Consider the following 22,928-nt stretch of genomic DNA (forward strand, 5'->3'; position numbering starts at 1 on the left):
GCGACCGAATCGCCCCCGCATCCCCACCAAGGAGGTCGTCCATGGGACGCCTGAGCCTGTTCTTTCTCGCCGGATTCCTCGCCGTGCCCTGCTTCCACCAGCCACTGCTGGGCCTGCTGCACGCCTATGGCGTGGTGCCGTTCGCACCGTTCAGCGTCCAGGCCACCTGGCCACTGGGGCTGCCGGCCTGGTTGTCCGCGGCGTTCTGGGGCGGTGTCTGGGGCATGCTGATGCTCGGCCTGTTGCGCTGGCAACCCGGCACGCCGCAGCCCTGGCTCAAGGCCCTGTTGTTCGGCGGCATCGCCTTGACCAGCGTGGCGCTGCTGCTGGTGTTTCCGCTCAAGGGCCTGGGCTTCGATCTGCGCCAGCTGCCAGGGCGCTTCCTGATCGGCTTCCTGCTCAACGGCGCCTGGGGCGTTGGCACCCTGGTCTTCGCCCGCAGCCTGTTCGGCCCTAGGCCGGCGGCAGGCGCAGGAGCAGCTCGGGGTCCAGGCGCAGCAGGCTGACGCAACGGGCGCTGCGCAGGTCGCTCGGCGTCTGCTCCGACGGCAGATTGAGCAGCAGCCCGGTCAGGTTGAGGACCAGGGCCTCGCGGGAGAACACCCCGCTGGAGAGCTGGTAGAAGGCCGCAATCAACTCGCGAAGGCCAAACGGCAGGCGCCAGCGGATACGCAGCGCCGAGCCGAAGCTGGCGGCCCGGCGGCGCATGACTTCGTCTAGCTCCGCCTCATCCAGGGCACCGCCGGCGTCCTGCCAGTCCTGCAGGCTGCGCAGCAGGGCCAGCTCGCCGATGTTGTGCAGCAGCCCCGCGGTAAAGCACAGCTCGGCGTCCAGTCCCAGCTCGCGAGCCAGCCAGTGGGCCACCTCGGCGCTGCGCTGCGCCACCGCCCAGACCCGCGTGGCGCGGGCCGCCAGGCGCGGATCGCGGAGCAGGGCGTTGCGCTGCACCGCCATGCCCAGCACCAGGTTCAGGGTGCGCGCCACGCCCAGGCGCGGCAGGGCCTGGGCCAGACTCTGGCAGGGCGTGCCCTGGTGCAGGGCCGCGCTGTTGGCCGCGGCGATCAGCCGCGCGGTGATCTGCGGGTCGCGGGCGAAGCCACTCTCCAGCTCGCCCAGGTCGGGGGCGTCGCAGCTCAGGCACTGGCTCACGGCCTCGCGTACCGCGGCCAGCAGCGGCGCACCCTGGCCCTCCTCACGCACGCCATCGAGGTACTCGGCCAGGCAGGCCACCAGCAGCGCCGGCGGCGCGCCAGCGGCCGCGCCCTCGGCACTCGGTAGCATCTCGCGCAGGCGCAGGCGCAAACGCTCGGCATTGAAGGGGCGGCCCAGGTAGGCGGTCGGCGCCAGGGGCCGCACCGCACGCACACTGGCGGCATCCAGGCGCTTGCTGATGAGGATATAGGGCAGGGCCGGGGTGCGCGGATGGCGGCGCAACTGGCGCAGCAGCTCGACCCCGTCCAGCCCCGGCAGCTCGCCGTCGGCGATCACCAGCTCCGGGAGCCGGCGCTTGCACCTGGCCAGCGCCGCGCCGCCATCGGCGACGCGGATCACCCGCGCGTCGCCGCGCACGTCCAGCACCAGCTGGGCGAGCAGGTCGGCGGTCCAGGGGTCGGCCTCGGCGATGAGGATCTCTGGGGCGACGCTCATGCCCCGCCCGCCGCAGAGCGCCCAGGCGCATCGCAAGATTTCGCCTGGGCGGGGGACACATGTTTGAGCCAGGCCGGCTCGGAAGAGGATCTGGGCAATTCCCTGCACTTCGTCTGGATAAAGCCGCGCAGTCTAAACCGGTGCTTTCGCGGCGTCAGCTAATGTTTCGGAGCGGGCATCCGGAGGAGTCGGCAGGCGGCAGGCAGGAAAAAAAGACCCGCCGCAGCGGGTCTTTGCTGATCACCGACCTCAGGCCAGTTCGTCGAAGCACTCGGCGATGATCGCCAGGCCCTTGTCCAGCTGGGCGTCCGGCGCGGTGACCGGCACCAGCACGCGCACCACGTTGCCGTAGGTGCCGCAGGACAGCAGGATCAGCCCCTTGTCCCGCGCCTTAGCGACGATCTGTCCGGTCAGCGCGGCATTGGGCTTGTGCAGGTCGCCATCCTCGAACAGCTCCACGGCGATCATCGAGCCCAGGGCACGCACGTCGCCGATGGCCTTGTGCTTGGCCTGGATCTGCTTCAGGCCGCTGACCAGGCGCTCGCCGACCGCCTTGGAGCGCTCCAGCAGCTTCTCCTCGTCGAACACCTGCATCACCGCCAGGGCCGCGGCGCAGGCGATCGGGCTGCCGGCATAGGTGCCGCCCAGGCCGCCCGGGGCGATGGCGTCCATGTACTCGGCCTTGCCGCACACGCCGGCCAGGGGGAAGCCGCCGGCGATGGACTTGGCGAAGGTGGTCAGGTCGGCGGCCACGCCCATCTGCTCCATGGCGAAGAAGGTGCCGGTGCGCCCGGCGCCGGTCTGCACCTCGTCGGCGATCAGCAGGATGCCGTGCTGGTCGCACAGGGCGCGCAGGCGCTGCATGAAGTCCTTGGGCGCGACGTAGAAGCCGCCCTCGCCCTGTACCGGCTCGATGATGATCGCGGCGATGTCACGGGGCTCGGCGTCGTTCTTGAAGATGCGCTCGATGCTGGCCATGGCATCGTCGCTGCTGACCCCGTGCAGCGCGCAGGGATACTGGGCGCGATAGACGCCGCCGGGCATCAGGCCCATGCCGGCCGAGTAGGGGGCGACCTTGCCGGTCAGGCTCAGGGTCATCATGGTGCGGCCGTGGTAACCGCCGGTGAAGGCGATCACCCCGGCGCGGCCGGTGGCGGCGCGGGCGATCTTCACCGCGTTCTCCACCGCCTCGGAGCCGGTGGTGACCAGCAGGGTCTTCTTGGCGAAATCGCCCGGCACCCGCGCGGCGACCTGCTCGCAGACCTCGACATAGGGCTCGTAGGCCAGCACCTGGAAGCAGGTGTGGCTGAGCTTGGTCAGCTGCTGCTGCACCGCGGCGATGATCTTCGGATGCAGGTGGCCGGTGTTGAGCACCGCGATGCCGCCGGCGAAGTCGATGAACTCGCGGCCCTCGACGTCGGTGACCGTGGCGTTCTCCGCCCTGTCCGCGAAGATCGGGTGGATCTGCCCCACGCCACGCGGAACGGCGGCGGTGCGGCGCTGCATCAGGGATTCATTGGTCTTGCTCATGACTTCCTCGGGGTGGGGTGCGCAAGGCGCACCGGAAAGTTATGCGTAGGGTGCGCCATGCGCACCGGAAATTTAGCCAAGGTGCGCGCGGCGCACCCTACGAGAGGACGATCAGATACCCAGGCACAGGTATTTGATTTCCAGGTAGTCCTCGATGCCGTACTTCGAGCCCTCGCGGCCCAGGCCCGAGGCCTTGACCCCGCCGAACGGCGCCACCTCGTTGGAGATCAGCCCGGTGTTGATGCCGACCATGCCGTACTCCAGGGCCTCGGCCACGCGGAACACCCGGCCCAGGTCGCGGGCATAGAAGTAGGAGGCCAGGCCGAACTCGGTGTCGTTGGACATGGCGATCACCTCGGCCTCGTCCTTGAAGCGGAACAGCGGCGCCAGCGGACCGAAGGTCTCTTCCTTGGCCACCGCGGCGTTGCGTGGCACATCGGTGAGGATGGTCGGCTCGAAGAAGCTGCCACCCAGGCTGTGCACCTTGCCGCCGCTGAGCAGCTTGGCGCCCTTGCCCACGGCGTCGGCGATGTGCTCCTGGACCTTGGCCACGGCCTTGTCGTCGATCAGCGGCCCGGTGGTCACGCCCTCCTCCAGGCCGTTGCCGATCTGCAGCTTGGCCACCGCGGCGGCCAGCTTCTCGGCGAAGGCATCGTAGACCGCGTCCTGTACGTAGATGCGGTTGGCGCAGACGCAGGTCTGGCCGTTGTTGCGGTACTTGGAGATCAGTGCGCCTTCCACCGCCTTGTCCAGGTCGGCGTCGTCGAAGACGATAAAGGGCGCGTTACCGCCCAGCTCCAGCGACACTTTCTTGATGTCCTGGGCGCACTCGGCCATCAGCTGGCGGCCGATCTCTGTGGAGCCGGTGAAGCTCAGCTTGCGCACGATCGGGTTGCTGGTCAGCTCGCCGCCGACTTCGCCGGCGCTGCCGGTGACCACGCTGAGCACGCCCTTGGGAATGCCGGCGCGCTCGGCCAGGGCCACCAGGGCCAGGGCGGAGAAGGGGGTCTGGCTGGCCGGCTTGATCACCATGGTGCAACCGGCGGCCAGGGCCGGGCCGGCCTTGCGGGTGATCATCGCCGCCGGGAAGTTCCACGGGGTAATGGCGGCGGTGACGCCGATCGGCTGCTTGAGCACGATCAGGCGCTTGTCCGGCTGGTGGCCGGGAATCACGTCGCCGTAGACGCGCTTGGCCTCCTCGGCGAACCACTCGATAAAGGAGGCGGCATAGGCGATCTCACCCTTGGCCTCGGCCAGCGGCTTGCCCTGTTCCAGGGTCATCAGGCGGCCGAGGTCGTCCTGGTTCTCCATCAGCAGCTCGAACCAGCGACGCAGCTTGCCTGCGCGCTCCTTGGCGGTCAGCGCACGCCAGGCCGGCAGCGCACGGTCGGCGGCCTCAATGGCGCGACGGGTCTCGGCGGCGCCCATCTTCGGCACGCTGCCGAGGATCTCGCCGGTGGCGGGGTTGTTGACCTTGATGGTCTGGCCGCTGTCCGCGTCGAGCCATTGGCCGTCGATATAGGCCTGCTGACGGAACAGTTGGGTGTCTTTCAGTTGCATGGCAGTCTCCTTCAAGTTCCGACACCCAGGCGTCGGACGGTCGTTACGGGGTCATGGGGCAGTGCCCGGCGAAAACTCTGGTCCTCGCGATCGCGCGAGCTGGCGGCCCTGACGAGCCCATGCAGAGTTCGAACGGCTGGTGGCGCACGGAGTTCCGCACAGTTTCAATCTCTGCGTTTGAAATCTCAAACGAATCCTAGGGTCGACAAGGGTAAAGGGCAATAGGCTGTTCGAAAAAATTAACGACGCATAGCGCCAGCTGGCAGGTACTGGTCGGTCCAGGGCAGGCTCGTGGTACTCGTGCAGAATCGCGAACATCGCGCCAGCATGGACGCCTGCAGGCCAGATGCGTATGATTGCGCCCCGCAACGCATCCGTAGCTCAGCTGGATAGAGTACTGCCCTCCGAAGGCAGGGGTCGTGGGTTCGAATCCCGCCGGGTGCGCCATCTCAAACAAAAGGCCCAGGTGAAAACCTGGGCCTTTTGTCTTTCAGCGGCAGAGGCCGGGCATAGCCCTAGCCGTCCGTGGCGTGCCTCGGCAAAGCCAGGGAGATCAGCGCCGCCAGCAGCACGAAGGCCGAGGAGACCCACAGGCAGGCCGGCAGGCCATGGGCCTGGTACACCCAGCCGGAGAGCAGGGTGCCGAGCAGGCGGCCGAGGGCGTTGGACATGTAGTAGAAGCCCACGTCCAGCGACACCCCGTCCTCCCGCGCGTAGGAGACGATCAGGTAGCTGTGCAGCGAGGAATTGACCGCGAACAGCGCGCCGAACAGCAGCAGGCCGCCGATCAGCACCGTCTGTGCCGGCCAGTCGGCGCCTAGGCCCAGGGCGATGGCGGCCGGCAGCCCGGCCAAGGCCAGGGCCCAGGCGCAGGCGGCGCGGCCGTCCGGAACCTGGCCGCGGCGCTTGCCGGTGATGGCCGGGGCCAGCGACTGGATCAGCCCATAGCCGATGATCCACAGGGCGAGAAAGCCGCCGACCTGCCAGAAATCCCAGCCGAAGGTGGTCGCCAGGTACACCGGCAGGGCCACCACGAACCACACGTCGCGGGCGCCGAAGAGGAACAGCCGGGCCGCCGAGAGGCTGTTGATCGCCCGGCTCTTGGACAGCAGCTCGCGGAACTTCGGCTTGGCGCGCGCCTTGCCAAGGTCGCGCTCCAGGCTGAGCACGCTGCCCAGCCAGATCAGCGCCAGGGCACCAGCCATCAGCAGCAACGCGCCGCGAAAGCCGAGCAGCGCCAGCAAGGCGCCGCCGAGGAAGAAGCCAACGCCCTTGAGCGCGTTCTTCGACCCGGTGAGCAGCGCCACCCAGCGATACAGCCGACCCTGTTCGCCATCGGCCACCAGCAACTTGATCGAGCTCTTGGCGCTCATCTTGTTGAGGTCCTTGGCGATCCCGGACAGGGCCTGGGCGGCCATCACCCAGGCGATGCCCAGCCAGGCCGTCGGCACCGTCAGCATGAGCAGGGCCAGCACCTGCAGGGCCAGGCCGATATGCATGGTGCGGTTCAGGCCCAGGCGCGCGCCGAGGTAGCCGCCGAGCAGGTTGGTGACCACGCCGAACAGCTCGTAGCCGAGGAACAGGGCGGCGATCTGCAGCGGCGAGTAGCCCAGGCTGTGGAAGTGCAGCACCACCAGCATGCGCAGGGCGCCGTCGGTGAGGGTGAAGGCCCAGTAATTGGCGGTCACCAGCAGGTACTGGCGGACCTCGGGGGCCAGGCGGGACAAGGCGTGCATGGGTGAACCCCGGAAGCGGATGGAGGGTGGAAATACCCGCGCAGCGACCAGGCGCGCGGATCGGGGCGGGAAAGGCGGCAGGCCTTTCCCGCCCCTGGGCTCAGCCGGCCAGGCCGACCAGGCGCGCCAGTTCGGCGGTGCGGTTGGCGTAGCCCCATTCGTTGTCGTACCAGGCGTACAGTTTCACCTGGGTGCCGTTGACCACCAGGGTCGACAGGGCGTCGATGATCGAGGAACGCGGGTCGCTGCGGTAGTCGATCGACACCAGCGGCCGCTCCTCGTAGCCGAGGATGCCCTTGAGCGGACCGGCGGCGGCGGCGGCGAGCAGGCCGTTGACCTCCTCCACGGTGGTGGCGCGCTCGACCTCGAACACGCAGTCGGTCAGCGAGGCATTGGCCAAGGGCACGCGCACGGCGTGGCCGTTGAGCTTGCCGCGCAGCTCCGGGAAGATCTCGGCGATGGCGGTGGCCGAACCGGTGCTGGTGGGGATCAGGCTCATGCCGCAGGCGCGCGCGCGGCGCAGGTCCTTGTGCGGTTGGTCGAGAATACTCTGGGTGTTGGTCAGGTCGTGGATGGTGGTGATCGAGCCGTGGCGGATGCCCAGGTGCTCGTGGACCACCTTGATCACCGGCGCCAGGCAGTTGGTGGTGCAGGACGCGGCGGTGACGATGCGGTGCTGCGCCGGGTCGAACAGGTCCTGGTTGACCCCCATGACCACGTTCAGCGCGCCGGCTTCCTTGACCGGGGCGCTGACCACCACGCGTTTCACACCCTGGTCCAGGTAGGCCTGCAGCACGGCGACCGTCTTCATCTTGCCGCTGGCCTCGATCACCAGATCGCAGTCCGACCAGTCGGTATCGGCGATGGCCTTGTTGGCGGTGACGCGGATGCGCTTGCCGCCGATCAGGATGCTGTCCCCGTCGGCCCCGGCCTCGTGCTGCCAGCGGCCATGCACCGAGTCGAAATTCAGCAGGTGGGCGTGGGTCGCCGGGTCGCCGGCCGGATCGTTGATCCGCACGAACTCCAGCTCCGGCCAGTCCCAGGCGGCGCGCAGGGCGAGACGGCCGATGCGGCCGAAACCATTGATGCCTACTTTGATGCTCATGTGATGCTCCGGTGTGGATTGCAGTCGATTCGCTTGCCCGGCGGGGCGCCGCTCAGCAACAGGCCGCCGCCCGCAGCGGGCGCTCGCCCATGGCCTCGAGACGCTGGGCAGCGGGGCTGAGCCAGGGCCGATTGGCCTCCAGCGTGGTGCGCAGCAGCGCCTGCACCCAGTCTGGCAGCTCGGGATGCAGCCGATAGTAGACCCACTGCCCCTGACGCCGATCGGCCAGCAGGCCGGCGCTGCGCAACTGCGCCAGGTGACGGGAAATCTTCGGCTGGCTCTCGCCCAGGGCGCAGGTCAGCTCGCACACGCACAGCTCGCCCTCGCCCAGGATCAGCAGCATCAGGCGCGCACGGGTGTCATCGGCAAGGGATTTGAACAGGGCGGTCGGGGTCGGCTGGTCGGCCATGGCAGGGCTCGCAGGGGCGCCCGCCGAGGTCGGACGCCGAATATATATGGGTAACCGAATATACGAGTTCGCGCATATGCTGTAAAGCCTGCATTGCACCCGCTGCGCAGCGGCGCCGGTGGGCGTCCGCCTCAGATCACCCCGGCGCCGCGCAACGCCTCGATCTGCTCCGCCGTCAGCCCCAGGTGCTGCTGCAGCACCTGCTCGGTGTGTTCGCCGAGCAACGGCGGGGCGTTGCGGTACTCCACCGGCGTGGCCGACAGGCGCAGCGGGCTGGCCACCAGCGGCGTGCTGCTGCCCAGGCCGTTGGGCAGCTCGATCTTCAGGCCGCGGGCCTGCACCTGGGGGTCGGCGAAGACCTGGGCCAGGTCGTTGATCGGCCCGCAGGGCACGCCGGCCTCCTCCAGCAGGGCGATCCATTCGGCGGTGCTCTTGAACACCGTGGCCTGGCGCAGCAGCGGGATCAGTTCGGCGCGATGGGCGACGCGGGCCTTGTTGGTGGAAAAACGCGGGTCGTCGGCCAAAGCCGGAAGGCCAGCGACCGCGCAAAGCTTGCGAAACTGACTGTCATTGCCCACGGCTATGATGAAGTTGCCGTCGGCCGAGGGAAAATCCTGATAGGGCACGATGTTCGGGTGGGCGTTGCCCAGGCGCTTGGGCGCGACCCCGGTGTTCAGGTAGTTCATCGCCTGGTTGGCCAGGCAGGCCACCTGCACGTCGAGCAGGGCCACGTCGATATGCTGGCCGATGCCCGACTGTTCGCGCTGGTTCAGCGCGGCGAGCACGCCGACCGTGGCGTACAGGCCGGTGAGGATATCGGTGAGGGCCACGCCGACCTTGACCGGGCCGGCGCCTTCCTCGCCTTCGGGGCGGCCGGTCAGGCTCATCAGGCCGCCCAGACCCTGGATCATGAAGTCGTAGCCGGCGCGCTTGGCGTAGGGCCCGGTCTGGCCGAAGCCGGTGATCGAGCAGTAGATCAGGCGCGGGTTGAGCGCCTTCAGCGAGGCATAGTCGAGGCCATAGGCGGCCAGGCCGCCGACCTTGAAGTTCTCCAGCAGCACGTCGCAGTTCTGCACCAGTTCGCGCACCAGGCGCTGGCCCTCGGCCTGGGTGAAGTCCAGGGTCAGCGACTGCTTGTTGCGGTTGGCGCCCTGGAAGTAGGCCGCCTCGCGCGAGTCGTTGCCCTCGCCATCCTTGACGAAGGGCGGGCCCCAATGGCGGGTGTCGTCACCGCTGCCGGGGCGCTCGACCTTGATCACCTCGGCGCCGAGGTCGGCGAGAATCTGCCCGGCCCAGGGCCCGGCGAGCACACGGGACAGGTCGAGCACGCGGATATGGGACAGGGCGCCGGGCATGGAAACTCCGTAGGGTGCGCCACGCGCACCGACAGCAAACAGGACGTGGGTTGGGTTAGCCGCCAGGCGAGCTAACCCTTAGAGCGATCTGATAGCGGCTGTGCGCAGCGCCGTCAAAGCGTGGTGCGCACGGCGCGCCCTACCTTCAGAAGAACGCCTGGATGCCGGTCTGCGCGCGACCGAGGATCAGCGCGTGAACGTCGTGGGTGCCCTCATAGGTGTTCACCACTTCCAGGTTGACCAGGTGCCGGGCCACGCCGAACTCGTCGCTGATGCCGTTGCCGCCGAGCATGTCGCGGGCCATGCGGGCGATGTCCAGGGACTTGCCGCAGCTGTTGCGCTTCATGATCGAGGTGATTTCCACCGCCGCCGTGCCTTCGTCCTTCATCCGCCCCAGGCGCAGGCAGCCCTGCAGGGCCAGGGTGATTTCGGTCTGCATGTCGGCCAGCTTCTTCTGGATCAGCTGGTTGGCGGCCAGCGGGCGGCCGAACTGCTGGCGGTCCAGGCAGTACTGGCGGGCGGTGTGCCAGCAGAACTCGGCGGCGCCCAGGGCGCCCCAGCTGATGCCGTAGCGGGCGGAGTTGAGGCAGGTGAACGGGCCCTTGAGCCCGCGCACCTCGGGGAAGGCGTTCTCTTCCGGGCAGAACACGTTGTCCATGACGATCTCGCCGGTGATCGAGGCGCGCAGGCCGACCTTGCCGTGGATCACCGGCGCGGAGAGACCCTGCCAGCCCTTCTCCAGGACGAAGCCGCGGATCTCGCCGGCGTCATCCTTGGCCCAGACCACAAATACATCCGCTATTGGCGAATTGGTGATCCACATCTTGCTGCCGGACAGGCGATAGCCGCCGTCTACCTTCTTCGCCCGGGTGACCATGGCGCCCGGGTCGGAGCCGTGGTTTGGCTCGGTCAGGCCGAAGCAGCCGATGTATTCGCCGCTGGCCAGCTTGGGCAGGTACTTCTGCCGGGTCGCCTCGTTGCCGAACTCGAAGATCGGCACCATCACCAGGGACGACTGCACGCTCATCATCGAACGGTAGCCGGAGTCGATGCGCTCCACCTCGCGGGCGATCAGGCCGTAGCTCACGTAGTTCAATCCGCTGCCGCCGTAGGCCTCGGGAATGGTCGCACCGAGCAGGCCGGTTTCGCCCATCTCGCGGAAGATCGCCGGGTCGGTCTGTTCGTTGCGGAAGGCTTCCAGCACCCGTGGCGAGAGCTTGTCCTGGGCGAACTGCTGGGCGCTTTCGCGCACCATGCGCTCTTCTTCGGTCAGCTGCTGGTCGAGCAGCAGCGGGTCGATCCAGTTGAAACTTGCCTTGGCCATGCCGGGAACCTCGAGTTGGGTCGGTGACGCCGCAGGACGAGCGCCGCTCGCCTGCAACAGAGATGGCATTGATCCTAGGCGCCAATGGCAGGCCGGGCAAACGAGTTATTCGCACGATGTTGTGCGGATTACGCACTTCGAGATAGGTTTAATACCTCATTAACGCAAGATTCTGTGAGAGGGCCGCACAGATGCGCCGCAAGATCCCCAGCACCGCCGCCCTGGTCGCCTTCGAGTCGGCCGCCCGCCACCAGAGCTTCACCAAGGCCGCCGAAGAACTGGCGCTGACCCAGAGCGCGATCTGCCGCCAGGTCGCCAGCCTCGAGGAATTCCTCAACATCGAGCTGTTCCGTCGCTCGCGGCGCGGGGTCAAGCTGACCGAGGCCGGGCAGTCCTACGCCCGGCGGGTGGCCGCGCAGCTGGATGCGGTGGAACGCGACACCCTGGCGGTGATGGGCCAGCAGGGCGCGATGAGCATCGAGCTGGCGGTGGTGCCGACCTTCGGCACCCAGTGGCTGCTGCCGCGGCTGAAGGACTTCCAGCGCCTGCACCCCCAGGTCACGGTCAACCTGACCAACCGCACCCGGCCGTTCCTGTTCGCCGACACGCCATTCGATGCGGCGATCTACTTCGGCGACGCCGACTGGTCCGGCACCGACTCGCACCTGCTGATGCGCGAGAACCCCATGCCGGTGTGCAGCCCGGCGCTGCTCGCCGGGCGCCAGCAGCTGAGCGCCGAGCGGATCGCCGAACTGCCCCTGCTGCAGCAGACCACCCGCCCCTATGCCTGGCGCCAGTGGTTCGGCTCGCTGGGAATGAACGTGGCCAGGGACCTCAGCGGGCCGCGCTACGAGCTGTTCTCCATGCTCGCCCAGGCGGCCATGCACGAGATGGGCGTGGCCCTGATCCCGCCCTTCCTGATCCAGCGCGAGCTGGCCGAGGGCCGTCTGGTGCTGGCCCTGCAACATGCCTGCCGCAGCGACAAGGCCTATTACCTGATGATTCCCGAGCGCAAGGTGGAATCCGCCGCGCTGCAGAGCTTTCGGGACTGGCTGGTGGCCGAGGCGCGACATTATGCCGCGGCCAGCGACCTGCAATAGGGCTTTGCGCCGGGACCGCGCATGTAGTTAGGCTCTTGGGCGGCGACCTCCTGTTTGCCGATTGCGTCATCGTCGCCAGCGCGGGGCCGCTGGACTCGGACCTGCAGCATAGTTGACCCCGTAGTCAGCAAATACTGACGCTACACTTCGCCCCACCGCTACCCTTGCCGATGTTCGATTTCCTGCACAGAAAGGCTCGTCCAAGCCCCGACGATTCTGGGCTGACGATAAACGGACAGGAAAATGTCGCGCTCAGACAGCCGCGCCCGCGGCAATGTCGCCATTATCTGAAAAAAACCGCCTGTACCGTCTGAAAGGCCCAGCCCAGCGGCTGGCGCTCGAAAATGCAGAACAGCTGGTCACGCTATGACCTGTAGTTATCGCAAGGTTTTGCTCCAGAACTTCTTGAAGGCCTGGTGCTTCGCCTGCAAAATGCCGCGCCCGCCCCTTGAGAAGCGACTGCTCGGGCGGATTTGTGCTGATCCTCCCCTCGCCAGCGTGCCACCCGCAGTGCGCCGGTCCACTAAAAAGATCACGCAGGAGAAAAGAAGTGCACATCGGTGTTCCTCTCGAAACCCAGGCCGGTGAGACGCGGGTGGCCGCGACGCCGGAGACCATCAAGAAGCTGATCGGCCAAGGCCATCAGGTAACCGTACAGAGCGGCGCGGGGGTCAGCGCCAGCATTCCGGACAGCGCCTACGCGGCGGTCGGAGCCTCCATCGGCAGCGACGCAGCCGCGTTCGGTGCCGACCTGGTGCTGAAGGTGGTGGCGCCGAGCGAAGGCGAACTGGCGCACATGAAGGCCGGCGCGGTGCTGGTCGGCATGCTCAACCCGTTCAGCAACGAGACCATCGCGCGGATGAACGCCCGCGGCATTACCGCCTTCGCCCTCGAAGCGGCGCCCCGCACCTCGCGCGCGCAGAGCCTCGACGTGCTGTCGTCGCAGGCCAACATCGCCGGTTACAAGGCCGTGATGCTCGCCGCCAACCACTACCCGCGCTTCATGCCCATGCTGATGACCGCCGCCGGTACCGTTAAGGCCGCCCGCGTGCTGATCCTCGGCGCCGGCGTCGCCGGCCTGCAGGCCATCGCCACGGCCAAGCGCCTGGGTGCGGTGATCGAGGCCTCGGACGTGCGCCCGGCGGTGAAGGAGCAGATCGAGTCGCTCGGCGCCAAGTTCGTCGACGTACCCTTCGAGACCGACGAGGAACGCGAGTGCGCCCAGGGCGTCGGCGGCTACGCCCGGCCCATGCCGCAATCGTGGATGGAGCGCCAGGCCAAGGCCGTGCACGAGCGCGCCAAGCAGGCCGACATCGTCATCACCACCGCGCTGATCCCGGGCCGCAAGGCACCGACCCTGCTGCATGAGAGCACCGTCGAGCAGATGAAGCCCGGCTCGGTGGTCATCGACCTGGCCGCGGCCCAGGGCGGCAACTGCCCGCTGACCGTCGCCGAGCAGGTGGTCATCCACCACGGCGTGACCATCGTCGGTCACAGCAACCTGGCTGCAATGGTACCGGCCGATGCCTCGGCGCTGTACGCGCGCAACCTGCTGGACTTCCTCAAGCTGGTCATCGACAAGGACGGCCAGTTCCACCTCAACCTCGAAGACGACATCGTCGCCGCGTGCCTGATGTGCCGCGACGGCCAGGTCGTCCGCAACAACGGCTAAGGGGAGACGCGCACATGGATATGATTTCCGATGGCATCTACAACCTGATCATCTTCGCCCTGGCGATCTACGTCGGCTACCACGTGGTGTGGAACGTCACCCCGGCCCTGCACACCCCGCTGATGGCGGTGACCAACGCGATTTCCGCGATCGTCATCGTCGGCGCCATGCTGGCCGCCGCCCTGACCGTCACCCCGCTGGGCAAGATCATGGGCACCCTGGCCGTGGCCTTGGCCGCGGTCAACGTATTCGGTGGCTTCCTGGTCACCCGACGCATGCTGGAAATGTTCAAGAAGAAGGCGCCGAAAGCGGCTGCGGAGAAGCACTGACCATGAGCATGAACCTGATCACTGTTCTCTACCTCGTCGCCTCGATCTGCTTTATCCAGGCGCTCAAGGGCCTGTCGCACCCGACCACCTCGCGGCGCGGCAACCTGTTCGGCATGGTCGGCATGGCCATCGCCATCGTCACCACCGTCGGCCTGATCTACAAGCTCGGCGCCGAGCTGGCCACCGCCGGCATCGGCTACGTCATCGTCGGCCTGCTGATCGGCGGCAGCGTCGGCACGGTCATGGCCAAACGGGTGGAAATGACCAAGATGCCCGAGCTGGTCGCCTTCATGCACAGCATGATCGGTCTGGCCGCGGTGTTCATCGCCATTGCCGCGGTGGTCGAGCCGCAGTCGCTGGGCATCGTCGCCAGCCTCGGTGATGCGATTCCCTCCGGCAACCGCCTGGAACTGTTCCTCGGCGCGGCCATCGGTGCCATCACCTTCTCCGGTTCGGTGATCGCCTTCGGCAAGCTGTCGGGCAAGTACAAGTTCCGCCTGTTCCAGGGTGCACCGGTACAGTTCGCCGGCCAGCACATGCTCAACCTGGCGGTCGGCCTGGCGATCGTCGGCCTCGGCCTGGTGTTCACCTTTACCGGTGACCTCACCTCCTTCGCCATCCTGGTGGCCCTGGCCTTCGTCATCGGCGTGCTGATCATCATCCCGATCGGTGGCGCCGACATGCCGGTGGTGGTGTCGATGCTCAACAGCTACTCGGGCTGGGCGGCGGCCGGTATCGGCTTCTCGCTGAACAACTCGATGCTGATCATCGCCGGCTCCCTGGTCGGTTCTTCGGGCGCAATCCTCTCGTACATCATGTGCAAGGCGATGAACCGCTCGTTCTTCAACGTCATCCTCGGCGGTTTCGGTGGCGCGGCGGATGCCGCCGGTCCTGCCGGTGCCCAGGAAGCCCGTCCGGTGAAGTCCGGCTCGAGCGACGACGCCGCCTTCCTGCTGACCAACGCCGACAGCGTGATCATCGTTCCCGGCTACGGCCTGGCGGTGGCCCGCGCCCAGCACGCGCTGATGGAGTTGGCGGAGAAGCTGACCCATCGTGGCGTCAACGTGAAGTACGCGATCCACCCGGTTGCCGGCCGTATGCCCGGCCACATGAACGTGCTGCTGGCCGAGGCCGAAGTGCCTTACGAGCAGGTGTTCGAGATGGACGACATCAACTCCGAGTTCGGCCAGGCCGACGTGGTGCTGGTGCTCGGTGCCAACGACGTGGTCAACCCGGCGGCGAAGAACGATCCGAAGTCGCCGATCGCCGGCATGCCGATCCTCGAGGCCTACAAGGCCAAGACCGTGATCGTCAACAAGCGCTCTATGGCCAGCGGCTACGCCGGCCTGGACAACGAACTGTTCTACCTGGACAAGACCATGATGGTCTTCGGCGACGCCAAGAAGGTGATCGAGGACATGGTCAAGGCAGTCGACTGACCCGCCGCCAGCACTCGATGAAAAAGCCCGGCCGCGCGCCGGGCTTTTTCATGCCTGAGGTTTTTTCTCAAGCATTTCATAGAGATACAGAACCGCACCGTTTCAGGTGCCGTTTTGCGTGAAAGCTGAACTCCAGGTCAGGCACACATAGCAGTCAATTTGAGGCTGTACCTGTAGATAATCACTGAATAGCAGCTACAAAATCAGATGAATCCACTGCTAATTTTACATAAGCACGATATTTAACTTATGGCCGTTACAGTTTTCACCAGAACAACTGAAACAGTTACAAAGCGAGCTATCTAATAGTCGAACAATCAGTATCAGCTGTGACTACTGATTTATTGGCCAGGAGCGGAAAATGGCCTCCAGTCAAAACACTCTCTAGACCCGCCACAAGCGGAAGGATGTCACCATGGAACGTACACTCAGTTCCGACCTGTTCTACGACAACAGCACCGCCAACGCCGCCGGTTCCCAGCCCCTGCGCCTGCTCGCCAACCTGCTGCTGTGGCAGCGCCGCATCGTCAGCCGCCGCCAACTGGCCCGCCTGGATGCCCGCCTGCTGGCCGACGCCGGCATCAGCGAAAGCCAGCGCCAGGCCGAACTGCGCAAGCCGTTCTGGCGCTAAGCGCCGCGGCGAATAGCCGACCGCGCTCGCAGACAAGACCCGCCCACGCTCAGCGTCGGCGGGTCTTGTCGTTTCAGGACCAGGCATCCGGCTGCGGCGGTACAGTTGGCGCGGCTACCAGCAGAACAGATTTAATCAGCGCAATACTGGACCAGTACAATTAAACCCCGCTGTAGCTGCAAAGCATTCCTCCACGGCGCGACCATGGTGCTCCATATCCCACCCCCGCCGGACGCGGGAAGGTCAGCGCCATGGAGCACACATTCAGCAGCACCTCACCGATCCGCCAGACCAGTCAGCCGCAATGGCTCAGCCAGCTGCGTGCCACCCTAGCGGTCTGGCAGCGCAACGCCCGTACCCGCCGGCAGCTGGCCGCCCTCGATGACCGCCTGCTGTCCGACGCCGGCATCTCCCCGAGCGAGCGGCGCGGCGAGCTGGACAAGGCCTTCTGGCATTGAGCCGTGGTGCGGCGGGGCGTCGCTGGGCTAGGCTTAGGGCGATCGCACACAGTCAATCGCCGAGCCTGGCGACGACTTCTCGGGAGTCCGTACCATGAACCCAATCCCCCTGTGCGGCTTGACCGCGCTGCTGCTGATCAGCGGCGGCGCGGCGGCCTCCAGCTTCGTCGGCACCACCGATGCCATCGGCAATGCCCTGGTGGGCACCTTGGACGCCAGTTCGGATGCCACCTCCTCGTTGCGGGATGACAAGGTGGTACTCGACGCCCGCGACGACGCGGCCAGCTTCGTCGCCAGCGCCGGACAGATCCGCGGCGTGCACCTGGAAGCGGCCCTGGCGCACATCCGCCAACAGCAGCCCACGCTGCTGGCCGATGATCTGCAACTGGCCAGGGCCATTCTCAGCCTCTGAATGGGCTTCGTCCCCCGCCCGGGCACTGCCGCAGCCGAGCCGCGATGCCTCTGGCCGGGCGACACGCATTCGGCTAGCCTTGCCGCCGCCAGGCTGGCGCTGGAACCGCGCCAGCCGCCCCGCGTCCAATAACCACCGCTCGCCTCCCGGAGATCCTCCATGCATCGCCCGCTGCTCGCCGCCTTTGCCTGCCTCGCCCTTTCCGTCGGCAGCGCCCAGGCGCAGACCCTGGTCGCCACCAGCAACATCCTGGTCCGCGCGCTGGATCGCAGCCTCGACTTCACCTCGGACACCACCACCTCGATCCGCGACATGAAGGTCGTGATCGAAGCCCGCGACGACGCCGCCAGCTTCGTCGCCAGCCAGGGCGCGATTCGCGGCGCCCATCTGCAGGCGGCGCTCGTCGCCATTCGCAGCCGCGTGCCCGAAGCCCAGGCCGTCTCCGACCTGGAGCTGGCCGAAGCCATCCTCGCGCAGTGAACATCCTGCGCGGCTGGCTGCTGGCCCTGACGCTGCTGACCAGCGGCGTCAGTCACGCCGCGCTAAACCTGGCGCTGGAGGGCGACGCGCTGGACAGCCGGCAGCGCCAGGCCAGCCTCGACCTGCTCAACGAAGCCGTCGCCGCCTTGCCCCCGCGCCTGCTTCAGGGGCTCGACCGCCGCGTGGCGGTGCGCTGGCGCGAGATGCCGAGACAGGTCTACGGCCGCGCCGGACGCCTCACCGGCATCGAGCTGAACGCCGCGCTGCTGCCGGCCCTGAGCGACGGCAGCGCCGCCCGCGCGCCAAGCGGGCGCAGCCACGGCACCCTGCGCCGCGAACTGCTGGCGACCCTGGTGCACGAACTCGCCCACCTCTATGACCGTGCCCGCCTCTGGCAGCCCGCCGAACGCCGTCAGCTGCAACGCTGCCGCCGCCTCGCCGCCAGCCTTGGCCCGGTCGGCCAGCCAGCCGACTGCCGCGGCCAGGAGGCACGGCGCTTCACCCTCAGCGACGATCCCTACCTGCTCGACCTGGCCGGCTGGCCGCAGCGGGTCGGCAGCCGCGGCCAGCGCGAGCGCGACAACGCCCAGCTGGCGCGCAGCCCGGATGTCTACGAGCTGCGCAATCCGCGCGAATACGTCGCAGTGAACCTCGAGTATTTCCTCCTCGACCCCGGCTACGCCTGCCGCCGACCCTCGCTGGCGCGCTACTTCCGTGCCCATTTCGCCTGGACACCGCCGCACTCCCAGCCCTGCGCCGACGGCTACGCCTACCTCAACGCCGGCCGCGATTTTGCCCGCCAGCCCCTGGCCAGCCTGGACCCCGAGCGGGTCTACCAGGTCGACTACCTGCTCGCCGAGGCCAACCAGGCCTGGGCCAGCCGCTGGGGCCACAGCATGCTGCGCCTGGTGATCTGCGCCCCCGGCCGGCCCCGGGGCCCGGCCTGCCGGCTGGACCTCGACCAGCACCTGGTGCTGTCCTACCGCGCCTTCGTCGGCGACCTGCAACTGTCCACCTGGGACGGCCTGACCGGCGCCTACCCCTCGCGGCTGTTCGTCCTGCCCCTGGCCCAGGTGATCGAGGAATACACCAAGGTCGAGCTGCGCAGCCTCGCCTCGGTGCCGCTCAAGCTCGAGCGCGCGCAGCTGGAGGCGCTGGTCACCCGCGCCGCCGAGCAGCACTGGAGTTACGACGGCGACTACTACTTCATCGCCAACAACTGCGCGGTGGAGACCCTCAAGCTGCTGCGCAGCGGCATCCAGACCCCGGCGCTGCAGGCCTTCGACAGCATCCTGCCCAACGGCCTGCTCGACGGTTTGGTCGCGCGCGGGCTGGCCGAGCCGAGCGTGCTCGACGATCCGCGCGAGGCCCTGCGCCTGGGCTATCGCTTCGACTCCTTCCGCGAACGCTACCAGGCCATGTTCAAGGTGCTGGGTGAGCGCCTGCCGATCAGCCAGCGGCGGGTCGAAGACTGGCTGCAGCTGCCCGCCGAGGAGCGGCGCGCCTGGTTCGCCCGGGCCGACCTGCGCGCCAGCGCCGCCCTGCTGCTGCTGGAGCAGGCGGCCCTGCGCCGCCAGCTGCTGCTGGCCCAGGACCAGCTCAAGCAGCGCTACCTGGGCGAGCCCGGCAGCGCCGAGCCGAGCCTGCAGCGGGCCGGCGGCGCGCTGCAGCAGATCCTCGCCAACAGCGGCTTTCTCAGCCGCCCGGCAGAACTGCTCGACGGCGGCTACGGCCTACCGCAGGCCGGCGAGTGGCAACGCCTGCAGACCGAGAGCCAGGCCCGCCAGCAACAGTTGCGCCGCCTCAGCGACGACCTCGACCGCGAGGTGCGCCAGTTGCTGGAGCCGGCGCTGCTGGCCGAACTGCAGGCCGCCGAGGCCAATCTGGGCGAACTGCGCACCCGGCTGCGCGCCCTGCACGAGGCCGGCGGCGGCCTGCAACTGCCCTGAGACCGACCACCCTCACGGCCTGCCGCCAGCAACAGCGGCCTTGCGTCGCCGCGCGGCGCTGGCCAATATGGCCGTTTTTCTGCGGGCGAGGCTGTCGTGCTGGAGTTGCTGCTGGCCCTGTGGCCCCTGTTTGCCTTAATCGTCGCCGGCTACTACCTGCGCCGCTGGGCGTTTCCCAACGAAGCCTTCTGGCCCGGCGCCGAGCGGCTGAACTACTTCATCCTGTTCCCGGCCCTGCTGTTCAGCAGCCTGGCCAACGCGCCGCTGGACAACCCGGCGCTGCCGCGCCTGGCCCTGGCGGTGATGCTCGCCCTGGGCATCGCTTGGCTGGCCCTGCTGCTCACGCGCCGCCTGCGCGGCTGGCGCGCCGCGCGCTTCGGCGCCTTCACCCAGGGCGCCCTGCGCTTCAACACCTACCTGGGCCTGGCCGCGGTGGCCAGCCTGTTCGGCCAGGAAGGCCTGACCCTGGCGGCGCTAATGCTGGCGCTGATGGTGCCGACGGTAAACGTGCTGTCGGTCTGGTCGCTGACCGCCGAGCGCGGCGTCAGCGCCCGCAGCCTGTTGCTGCCGATCCTCAAGAACCCGCTGATCCTCGCCTGCCTCGGTGGCGCCTTGGTCAACTTCGCGGGCCTCGGCCTGCCCGGCGGCACCGGGCGCCTGCTGAGCCTGCTGGCGGCCGCCAGCCTGCCGCTGGGCCTGTTCTGCGTCGGCGCGGCGCTGAAGCCCGAGCAACTGGGTGGGGAGATTCCGGCCCTGGGCTGGAACAGCCTGCTGCGCCTGCTGGCGATGCCGCTGCTGGCCTGGGCGGTGGCCTACGGGCTGCGCCTGCCGGTCGTGGAAAGCAGCGTGCTGGTGCTGTTCTTCGCCCTGCCGACGGCGCCGACCGCCTATGTGCTGACCCGCCAGCTGGGCGGCGACAGCCAGCTGATGGCCGGCCTGATCACCCTGCAGACCCTGCTGGCGGCGGCCAGCCTGCCGCTGGTGCTGATGCTGCTGGCGGCTTGAGGCCCCGCCTCAGAGGCCGGCCTGCTCATGGCGCTGCTGCAGGTAGCGCTCCAGCATGGGCCCGTACTCGTTGCGCTCGTGCAGCCGAGCCAGGCCGGCGTTGAGGCGCTGCAGGATATGCCGGGCCTGCGGGTGGCGCCGCGGCACTATGAGATGCAGAGAACTGCTGCCGAAGGACTGCTGCGAACGGCGGAAACGCTCCGGCTCGCCTGTGGCGCGCAGGGCCGCCTCGCCCAGCGGGAGGTTGGCGATGAAGAAGTCATCGCGGCCGAGCAGCACCAGCCTGGCGCAGGCGTTCAGGCCGACCGGCGCATGCAGGCTCAGGTGTCCCTGCTCGAGCAACCGCTGGATGACCGCCGGCGGCTGCCAGCCCAGGGGATAGCACAGGCGCTTGCCCGTCAGCGACTCCGGCCGGTCGGCCTCCAGCTCGACGCCGGACGGGCCGAAGATATGCTGGCTGACGTTGATCAGTGCATCCGAGTAGAGGTAGTCCGCGGCCCGCTCATCCGTGCGGACATAGGGAAAGGTGGCGTCGTAGGCGCCCTGCAGGGTCATCCGGTAGCCGCGGTTCCACGGCCGCCAGTCCAGCGTGCTGGTCACGCCCTGGCTCGCCAGGGCAGCCTGCACCAGCTGCGTCAGCAGGCCGCCGCCGGGCAAGGCGCGGCCGGTGAAGGGCGCATAGTCGTCGCCGGTCACCAGGCTCACCTTGTCCACCCCGGCCCACACCGCACCGCAGAGACACAGACTCAACAAGCCGCTACACAGCACACGACCCCGCATAAACCTGCACTCCTCGAAACCATCGGGCAACGAACCCGGCAGCCGGCAGAGTTCGTCCGTATCGCTCGAGTGTACGCACCATTCCTCGCCGCCCCCATCGACCGAAGGGCTGATACTGCGATCAGTCGAACAAACCCAGCTGACCGGTGGCCGCGGCTTTCGACTCCTCTGCCGGGGTCGCGGGTCGCCGCGCCAGGCGCTCGGCCAGGCCCGCCGCCCGCTCGGCGCGGGTCGCCACCGCCTCGCCGAGGCGCGGGGCCAGGGCCCAGATCTCCACCCGCTGCTTGGCCCGGGTGATGCCGGTGTAGAACAGGCTGCGGGTCAGCAGCGGGCTGGGCTGCTCGGGCAGCGCCAGCAGCACCTCGGTGAACTCCGAACCCTGGCTCTTGTGCACGGTCATGGCGAAGGCGCTGTCGTGGCTCGGCAGGCGCGCCGGGGCGAAGGGGCGGAAGCCGTCCTCGCCTTCGCCCTCTCCTTCGAAGAAGACCCGCAGGCCGTGCTCGCCATGCAGGCAGATGCCGATATCGCCGTTGAACAGGCCCAGGGCGTAGTCGTTCTGCCGCACCATCACCGGCCGCCCGACGTACCAGCGCTCGCGGCTGGCGACCTGGGCGCGACGCTTGATCCGCGCCTCCAGCGCCTCGTTGATGCCGCTCACCCCCCAGGCCCCTTCGCGCTGGGCGCACAGCGCGCGGAAGGCATTGAAGGCGGCGAAGGCCGTGGCCGGATCACCACTCCGGGCGGCGGCGAGAAAGGGCGCGTAGCCCTGCTCCAGGCGCTCGAGCAGGGCCTGCGGAGTCGGCTCGGCGATCCACGCCAGGTCGCCGCGATTCTCCCGCAACAGGCCGAGGGTGCCGGCGACATCGCCGCCGTTGATCCGCCGCGCCAGCTCGCCGATGCCGCTGTCGCCGGCGAAGCGGTGGCTGTGGCTCAGCAGCACCACCGCATCGCCCAGGGCCGAGGTGGGTTGCTCCACCGCCACCTGCTGGCCGGTGATGCGCTCGAGCTCGGCCGCCGCCAGGGCATCGAAGCCGCGACCCTCGCAGAGTTCGGCGAACACCGCGCCGGCCTCCACCGCCGCCAGCTGATCCTTGTCGCCGAGCAGGATCAGCCGGGCGCCGGGCGGCAGGGCATCGACCAGCTTGGCCATCAACGCCAGGTCGACCATCGAGGCCTCGTCCACCACCAGCACATCCAGGGCCAGGGGATTGCCGGCGTGATGGCGCACGGCGGGGGAATCGCCGCGGCTGCCGAGCAGGCGGTGCAGGGTGCGCGCCTCTTCCGGCAGGGCCGCCTTAATCGCCTCGTCGACCGGCAGCGCCGCCTTGGCGCCGCGGATCGCCTCGGCCATGCGCGCCGCGGCCTTGCCGGTGGGCGCGGCCAGGCCGATGGCCAGGCGCTGGTCGCCCTGCTCCAGCAGCGCGGCGAGCAGGCGCACCACGGTGGTGGTCTTGCCGGTGCCGGGGCCCCCGGAGATCACCGCCAGGCGCCGGCGCACCGCCTGGGCGGCGGCCAGGCGCTGCCAGTCGGGTTGCTGGCTGTTGAAGGCGAACAGCCGCGCCAGGCTCTCGGCCAGGCGGGTCTCATCCACCGCCGGGCGATCGCCGGCGCGGCTCAGCAGCTGCTCGGCCAGGCGTCGTTCGTAGGCGTGATAGCGCGCCAGGTACAGGCGCTCGCCGTCGAGAGTCAGCGGGGTGAAGTCGCCCGGAGCGCCGACCAGGGACGATCCCTGCAACCGGCTGCGCCAGTCGCCCAGGGCCGGCAGCACGCAGTCATGCTCGGGCCAGGGCCGCCGGCCGGCCAGGCGCGCCAGCGGCAGGCACACGTCGCCTTCGTCCAGGGCGCTGCACAGCAGCGCCGCGGACAGCAGCACCAGCGGCTCGGCATCGGCCTCGAGGCGCCGCAGGCTGTCGACCAGGGCGCGCTCCAGCGGGCCCAAGGGCAGGTCATCGAGGTTCATGCCACTCTCCCATCGGGTGCCGCGGGGCCGCCTGGACCATGCGCACC

General features: G+C 68.4%; 21 protein-coding genes and 1 tRNA gene. 12 read left to right on the plus strand and 10 right to left on the minus strand.

Translation table 11 applies throughout. The features are described from left to right. Nucleotides 1–41: 41 nt before the first annotated feature. Nucleotides 42–506 (plus strand): hypothetical protein, encoded by a 465-nt coding sequence (locus ACSX1D_RS20620; protein ID WP_439860227.1) that lies wholly within the window; start codon nucleotides 42–44, stop codon nucleotides 504–506. Here ACSX1D_RS20620 and ACSX1D_RS20625 read toward each other — a convergent pair. From ACSX1D_RS20625 to gabD, 3 genes are all read right to left on the minus strand, one after another. Further along, nucleotides 454–1,647, minus strand: coding sequence for an HDOD domain-containing protein (locus ACSX1D_RS20625; protein WP_439860228.1), 1,194 nt, complete (start codon nucleotides 1,645–1,647; stop codon nucleotides 454–456). The two genes, ACSX1D_RS20620 and ACSX1D_RS20625, sit on opposite strands and share 53 nt — an antisense overlap. 249 nt (nucleotides 1,648–1,896) lie before the next feature. Further along, nucleotides 1,897–3,177, minus strand: coding sequence for a 4-aminobutyrate--2-oxoglutarate transaminase (gabT, locus tag ACSX1D_RS20630; protein ID WP_439860229.1), 1,281 nt, complete (start codon nucleotides 3,175–3,177; stop codon nucleotides 1,897–1,899). A 111-nt stretch (nucleotides 3,178–3,288) separates the two neighbouring features. Then, nucleotides 3,289–4,737: an NADP-dependent succinate-semialdehyde dehydrogenase gene (gabD, locus tag ACSX1D_RS20635; protein ID WP_439860230.1), complete on the minus strand. Its 1,449-nt coding sequence runs from the start codon at nucleotides 4,735–4,737 to the stop codon at nucleotides 3,289–3,291. A 370-nt stretch (nucleotides 4,738–5,107) separates the two neighbouring features. On the opposite strand from gabD, the gene ACSX1D_RS20640 reads away from it, so the two are divergent. Next, nucleotides 5,108–5,184, plus strand: a tRNA-Arg gene (locus ACSX1D_RS20640). A gap of 68 nt (nucleotides 5,185–5,252) precedes the next feature. On the opposite strand, the gene arsJ is transcribed toward ACSX1D_RS20640, so the two are convergent. The 5 genes from arsJ to ACSX1D_RS20665 all read right to left on the minus strand — a co-directional run bounded on the left by arsJ (nucleotide 5,253) and on the right by ACSX1D_RS20665 (nucleotide 10,666). After that, nucleotides 5,253–6,473 (minus strand): organoarsenical effux MFS transporter ArsJ, encoded by a 1,221-nt coding sequence (arsJ, locus tag ACSX1D_RS20645; RefSeq protein WP_439860231.1) that lies wholly within the window; start codon nucleotides 6,471–6,473, stop codon nucleotides 5,253–5,255. A gap of 100 nt (nucleotides 6,474–6,573) precedes the next feature. Next, the gene (locus ACSX1D_RS20650) at nucleotides 6,574–7,578 is read right to left on the minus strand and encodes an ArsJ-associated glyceraldehyde-3-phosphate dehydrogenase (protein ID WP_439860232.1); all 1,005 of its coding nucleotides are present in this window, start codon (nucleotides 7,576–7,578) and stop codon (nucleotides 6,574–6,576) included. A gap of 52 nt (nucleotides 7,579–7,630) precedes the next feature. Beyond that, nucleotides 7,631–7,987: a metalloregulator ArsR/SmtB family transcription factor gene (locus ACSX1D_RS20655; protein ID WP_439860233.1), complete on the minus strand. Its 357-nt coding sequence runs from the start codon at nucleotides 7,985–7,987 to the stop codon at nucleotides 7,631–7,633. 131 nt (nucleotides 7,988–8,118) lie between these two features. Continuing rightward, a complete protein-coding gene (locus ACSX1D_RS20660) occupies nucleotides 8,119–9,342 on the minus strand; it encodes a CaiB/BaiF CoA transferase family protein (RefSeq protein WP_439860234.1) in 1,224 nt (407 codons plus the stop codon). A 145-nt stretch (nucleotides 9,343–9,487) separates the two neighbouring features. Continuing rightward, a complete protein-coding gene (locus ACSX1D_RS20665) occupies nucleotides 9,488–10,666 on the minus strand; it encodes an acyl-CoA dehydrogenase (RefSeq protein ID WP_439860235.1) in 1,179 nt (392 codons plus the stop codon). 191 nt (nucleotides 10,667–10,857) lie between these two features. On the opposite strand from ACSX1D_RS20665, the gene ACSX1D_RS20670 reads away from it, so the two are divergent. From ACSX1D_RS20670 to ACSX1D_RS20715, 10 genes are all read left to right on the plus strand, one after another. After that, a complete protein-coding gene (locus ACSX1D_RS20670; RefSeq protein ID WP_439860236.1) occupies nucleotides 10,858–11,766 on the plus strand; it encodes a LysR family transcriptional regulator in 909 nt (302 codons plus the stop codon). 550 nt (nucleotides 11,767–12,316) lie between these two features. Next, nucleotides 12,317–13,438, plus strand: coding sequence for a Re/Si-specific NAD(P)(+) transhydrogenase subunit alpha (locus ACSX1D_RS20675; RefSeq protein WP_439860237.1), 1,122 nt, complete (start codon nucleotides 12,317–12,319; stop codon nucleotides 13,436–13,438). A gap of 14 nt (nucleotides 13,439–13,452) precedes the next feature. Then, the gene (locus ACSX1D_RS20680) at nucleotides 13,453–13,767 is read left to right on the plus strand and encodes an NAD(P) transhydrogenase subunit alpha (RefSeq protein ID WP_439860238.1); all 315 of its coding nucleotides are present in this window, start codon (nucleotides 13,453–13,455) and stop codon (nucleotides 13,765–13,767) included. Between the two features lie 2 nt (nucleotides 13,768–13,769). After that, nucleotides 13,770–15,206 carry an NAD(P)(+) transhydrogenase (Re/Si-specific) subunit beta gene (locus ACSX1D_RS20685; RefSeq protein ID WP_439860239.1) on the plus strand — a complete coding sequence of 479 codons (1,437 nt, stop codon included), beginning with the start codon at nucleotides 13,770–13,772 and terminating at the stop codon, nucleotides 15,204–15,206. A 415-nt stretch (nucleotides 15,207–15,621) separates the two neighbouring features. Next, entirely contained in the window at nucleotides 15,622–15,837 is a 216-nt protein-coding gene (locus tag ACSX1D_RS20690; protein ID WP_208707469.1) for a DUF1127 domain-containing protein, read from the plus strand. A 251-nt stretch (nucleotides 15,838–16,088) separates the two neighbouring features. Beyond that, the gene (locus ACSX1D_RS20695) at nucleotides 16,089–16,295 is read left to right on the plus strand and encodes a DUF1127 domain-containing protein (protein WP_439860240.1); all 207 of its coding nucleotides are present in this window, start codon (nucleotides 16,089–16,091) and stop codon (nucleotides 16,293–16,295) included. A gap of 94 nt (nucleotides 16,296–16,389) precedes the next feature. Then, a complete protein-coding gene (locus tag ACSX1D_RS20700) occupies nucleotides 16,390–16,707 on the plus strand; it encodes a DUF2388 domain-containing protein (protein ID WP_439860241.1) in 318 nt (105 codons plus the stop codon). 159 nt (nucleotides 16,708–16,866) lie between these two features. Next, the gene (locus ACSX1D_RS20705; RefSeq protein WP_439860242.1) at nucleotides 16,867–17,187 is read left to right on the plus strand and encodes a DUF2388 domain-containing protein; all 321 of its coding nucleotides are present in this window, start codon (nucleotides 16,867–16,869) and stop codon (nucleotides 17,185–17,187) included. Further along, a complete protein-coding gene (locus ACSX1D_RS20710; protein WP_439860243.1) occupies nucleotides 17,184–19,136 on the plus strand; it encodes a DUF7844 domain-containing protein in 1,953 nt (650 codons plus the stop codon). Before ACSX1D_RS20705 ends, ACSX1D_RS20710 begins: the two co-directional genes overlap by 4 nt. A gap of 96 nt (nucleotides 19,137–19,232) precedes the next feature. Beyond that, the gene (locus tag ACSX1D_RS20715; protein ID WP_439860244.1) at nucleotides 19,233–20,141 is read left to right on the plus strand and encodes an AEC family transporter; all 909 of its coding nucleotides are present in this window, start codon (nucleotides 19,233–19,235) and stop codon (nucleotides 20,139–20,141) included. Nucleotides 20,142–20,150: 9 nt separating this feature from the next. Here ACSX1D_RS20715 and ACSX1D_RS20720 read toward each other — a convergent pair whose 3' ends face one another. Together ACSX1D_RS20720 and recD are read right to left on the minus strand one after the other, a co-directional pair. Beyond that, nucleotides 20,151–20,921, minus strand: a complete 771-nt coding sequence (locus ACSX1D_RS20720) for a substrate-binding periplasmic protein (RefSeq protein WP_439860245.1) — start codon at nucleotides 20,919–20,921, stop codon at nucleotides 20,151–20,153. Nucleotides 20,922–21,042: 121 nt separating this feature from the next. Further along, nucleotides 21,043–22,881, minus strand: coding sequence for an exodeoxyribonuclease V subunit alpha (gene recD, locus ACSX1D_RS20725; RefSeq protein ID WP_439860246.1), 1,839 nt, complete (start codon nucleotides 22,879–22,881; stop codon nucleotides 21,043–21,045). Between the last annotated feature and the right edge of the window lie 47 nt (nucleotides 22,882–22,928).

The sequence above is a fragment of the Pseudomonas sp. MBLB4136 genome (assembly GCF_051904765.1).
In the GTDB taxonomy this organism is placed as follows: Bacteria; Pseudomonadota; Gammaproteobacteria; order Pseudomonadales; family Pseudomonadaceae; genus Aquipseudomonas.

Coding starts and splice junctions, on each gene's coding strand:
- recD (WP_439860246.1), bottom strand. CDS start 22,881: ATGAACCTCGATGACCTGCCCTTGGGCCCGCTGGAGCGCGCCCTGGTC.
- ACSX1D_RS20660 (WP_439860234.1), bottom strand. CDS start 9,342: ATGCCCGGCGCCCTGTCCCATATCCGCGTGCTCGACCTGTCCCGTGTG.
- ACSX1D_RS20690 (WP_208707469.1), top strand. CDS start 15,622: ATGGAACGTACACTCAGTTCCGACCTGTTCTACGACAACAGCACCGCC.
- ACSX1D_RS20700 (WP_439860241.1), top strand. CDS start 16,390: ATGAACCCAATCCCCCTGTGCGGCTTGACCGCGCTGCTGCTGATCAGC.
- ACSX1D_RS20705 (WP_439860242.1), top strand. CDS start 16,867: ATGCATCGCCCGCTGCTCGCCGCCTTTGCCTGCCTCGCCCTTTCCGTC.
- gabD (WP_439860230.1), bottom strand. CDS start 4,737: ATGCAACTGAAAGACACCCAACTGTTCCGTCAGCAGGCCTATATCGAC.
- ACSX1D_RS20665 (WP_439860235.1), bottom strand. CDS start 10,666: ATGGCCAAGGCAAGTTTCAACTGGATCGACCCGCTGCTGCTCGACCAG.
- arsJ (WP_439860231.1), bottom strand. CDS start 6,473: ATGCACGCCTTGTCCCGCCTGGCCCCCGAGGTCCGCCAGTACCTGCTG.
- ACSX1D_RS20620 (WP_439860227.1), top strand. CDS start 42: ATGGGACGCCTGAGCCTGTTCTTTCTCGCCGGATTCCTCGCCGTGCCC.
- ACSX1D_RS20670 (WP_439860236.1), top strand. CDS start 10,858: ATGCGCCGCAAGATCCCCAGCACCGCCGCCCTGGTCGCCTTCGAGTCG.
- ACSX1D_RS20720 (WP_439860245.1), bottom strand. CDS start 20,921: ATGCGGGGTCGTGTGCTGTGTAGCGGCTTGTTGAGTCTGTGTCTCTGC.
- gabT (WP_439860229.1), bottom strand. CDS start 3,177: ATGAGCAAGACCAATGAATCCCTGATGCAGCGCCGCACCGCCGCCGTT.
- ACSX1D_RS20695 (WP_439860240.1), top strand. CDS start 16,089: ATGGAGCACACATTCAGCAGCACCTCACCGATCCGCCAGACCAGTCAG.
- ACSX1D_RS20680 (WP_439860238.1), top strand. CDS start 13,453: ATGGATATGATTTCCGATGGCATCTACAACCTGATCATCTTCGCCCTG.
- ACSX1D_RS20655 (WP_439860233.1), bottom strand. CDS start 7,987: ATGGCCGACCAGCCGACCCCGACCGCCCTGTTCAAATCCCTTGCCGAT.
- ACSX1D_RS20625 (WP_439860228.1), bottom strand. CDS start 1,647: ATGAGCGTCGCCCCAGAGATCCTCATCGCCGAGGCCGACCCCTGGACC.
- ACSX1D_RS20685 (WP_439860239.1), top strand. CDS start 13,770: ATGAGCATGAACCTGATCACTGTTCTCTACCTCGTCGCCTCGATCTGC.
- ACSX1D_RS20650 (WP_439860232.1), bottom strand. CDS start 7,578: ATGAGCATCAAAGTAGGCATCAATGGTTTCGGCCGCATCGGCCGTCTC.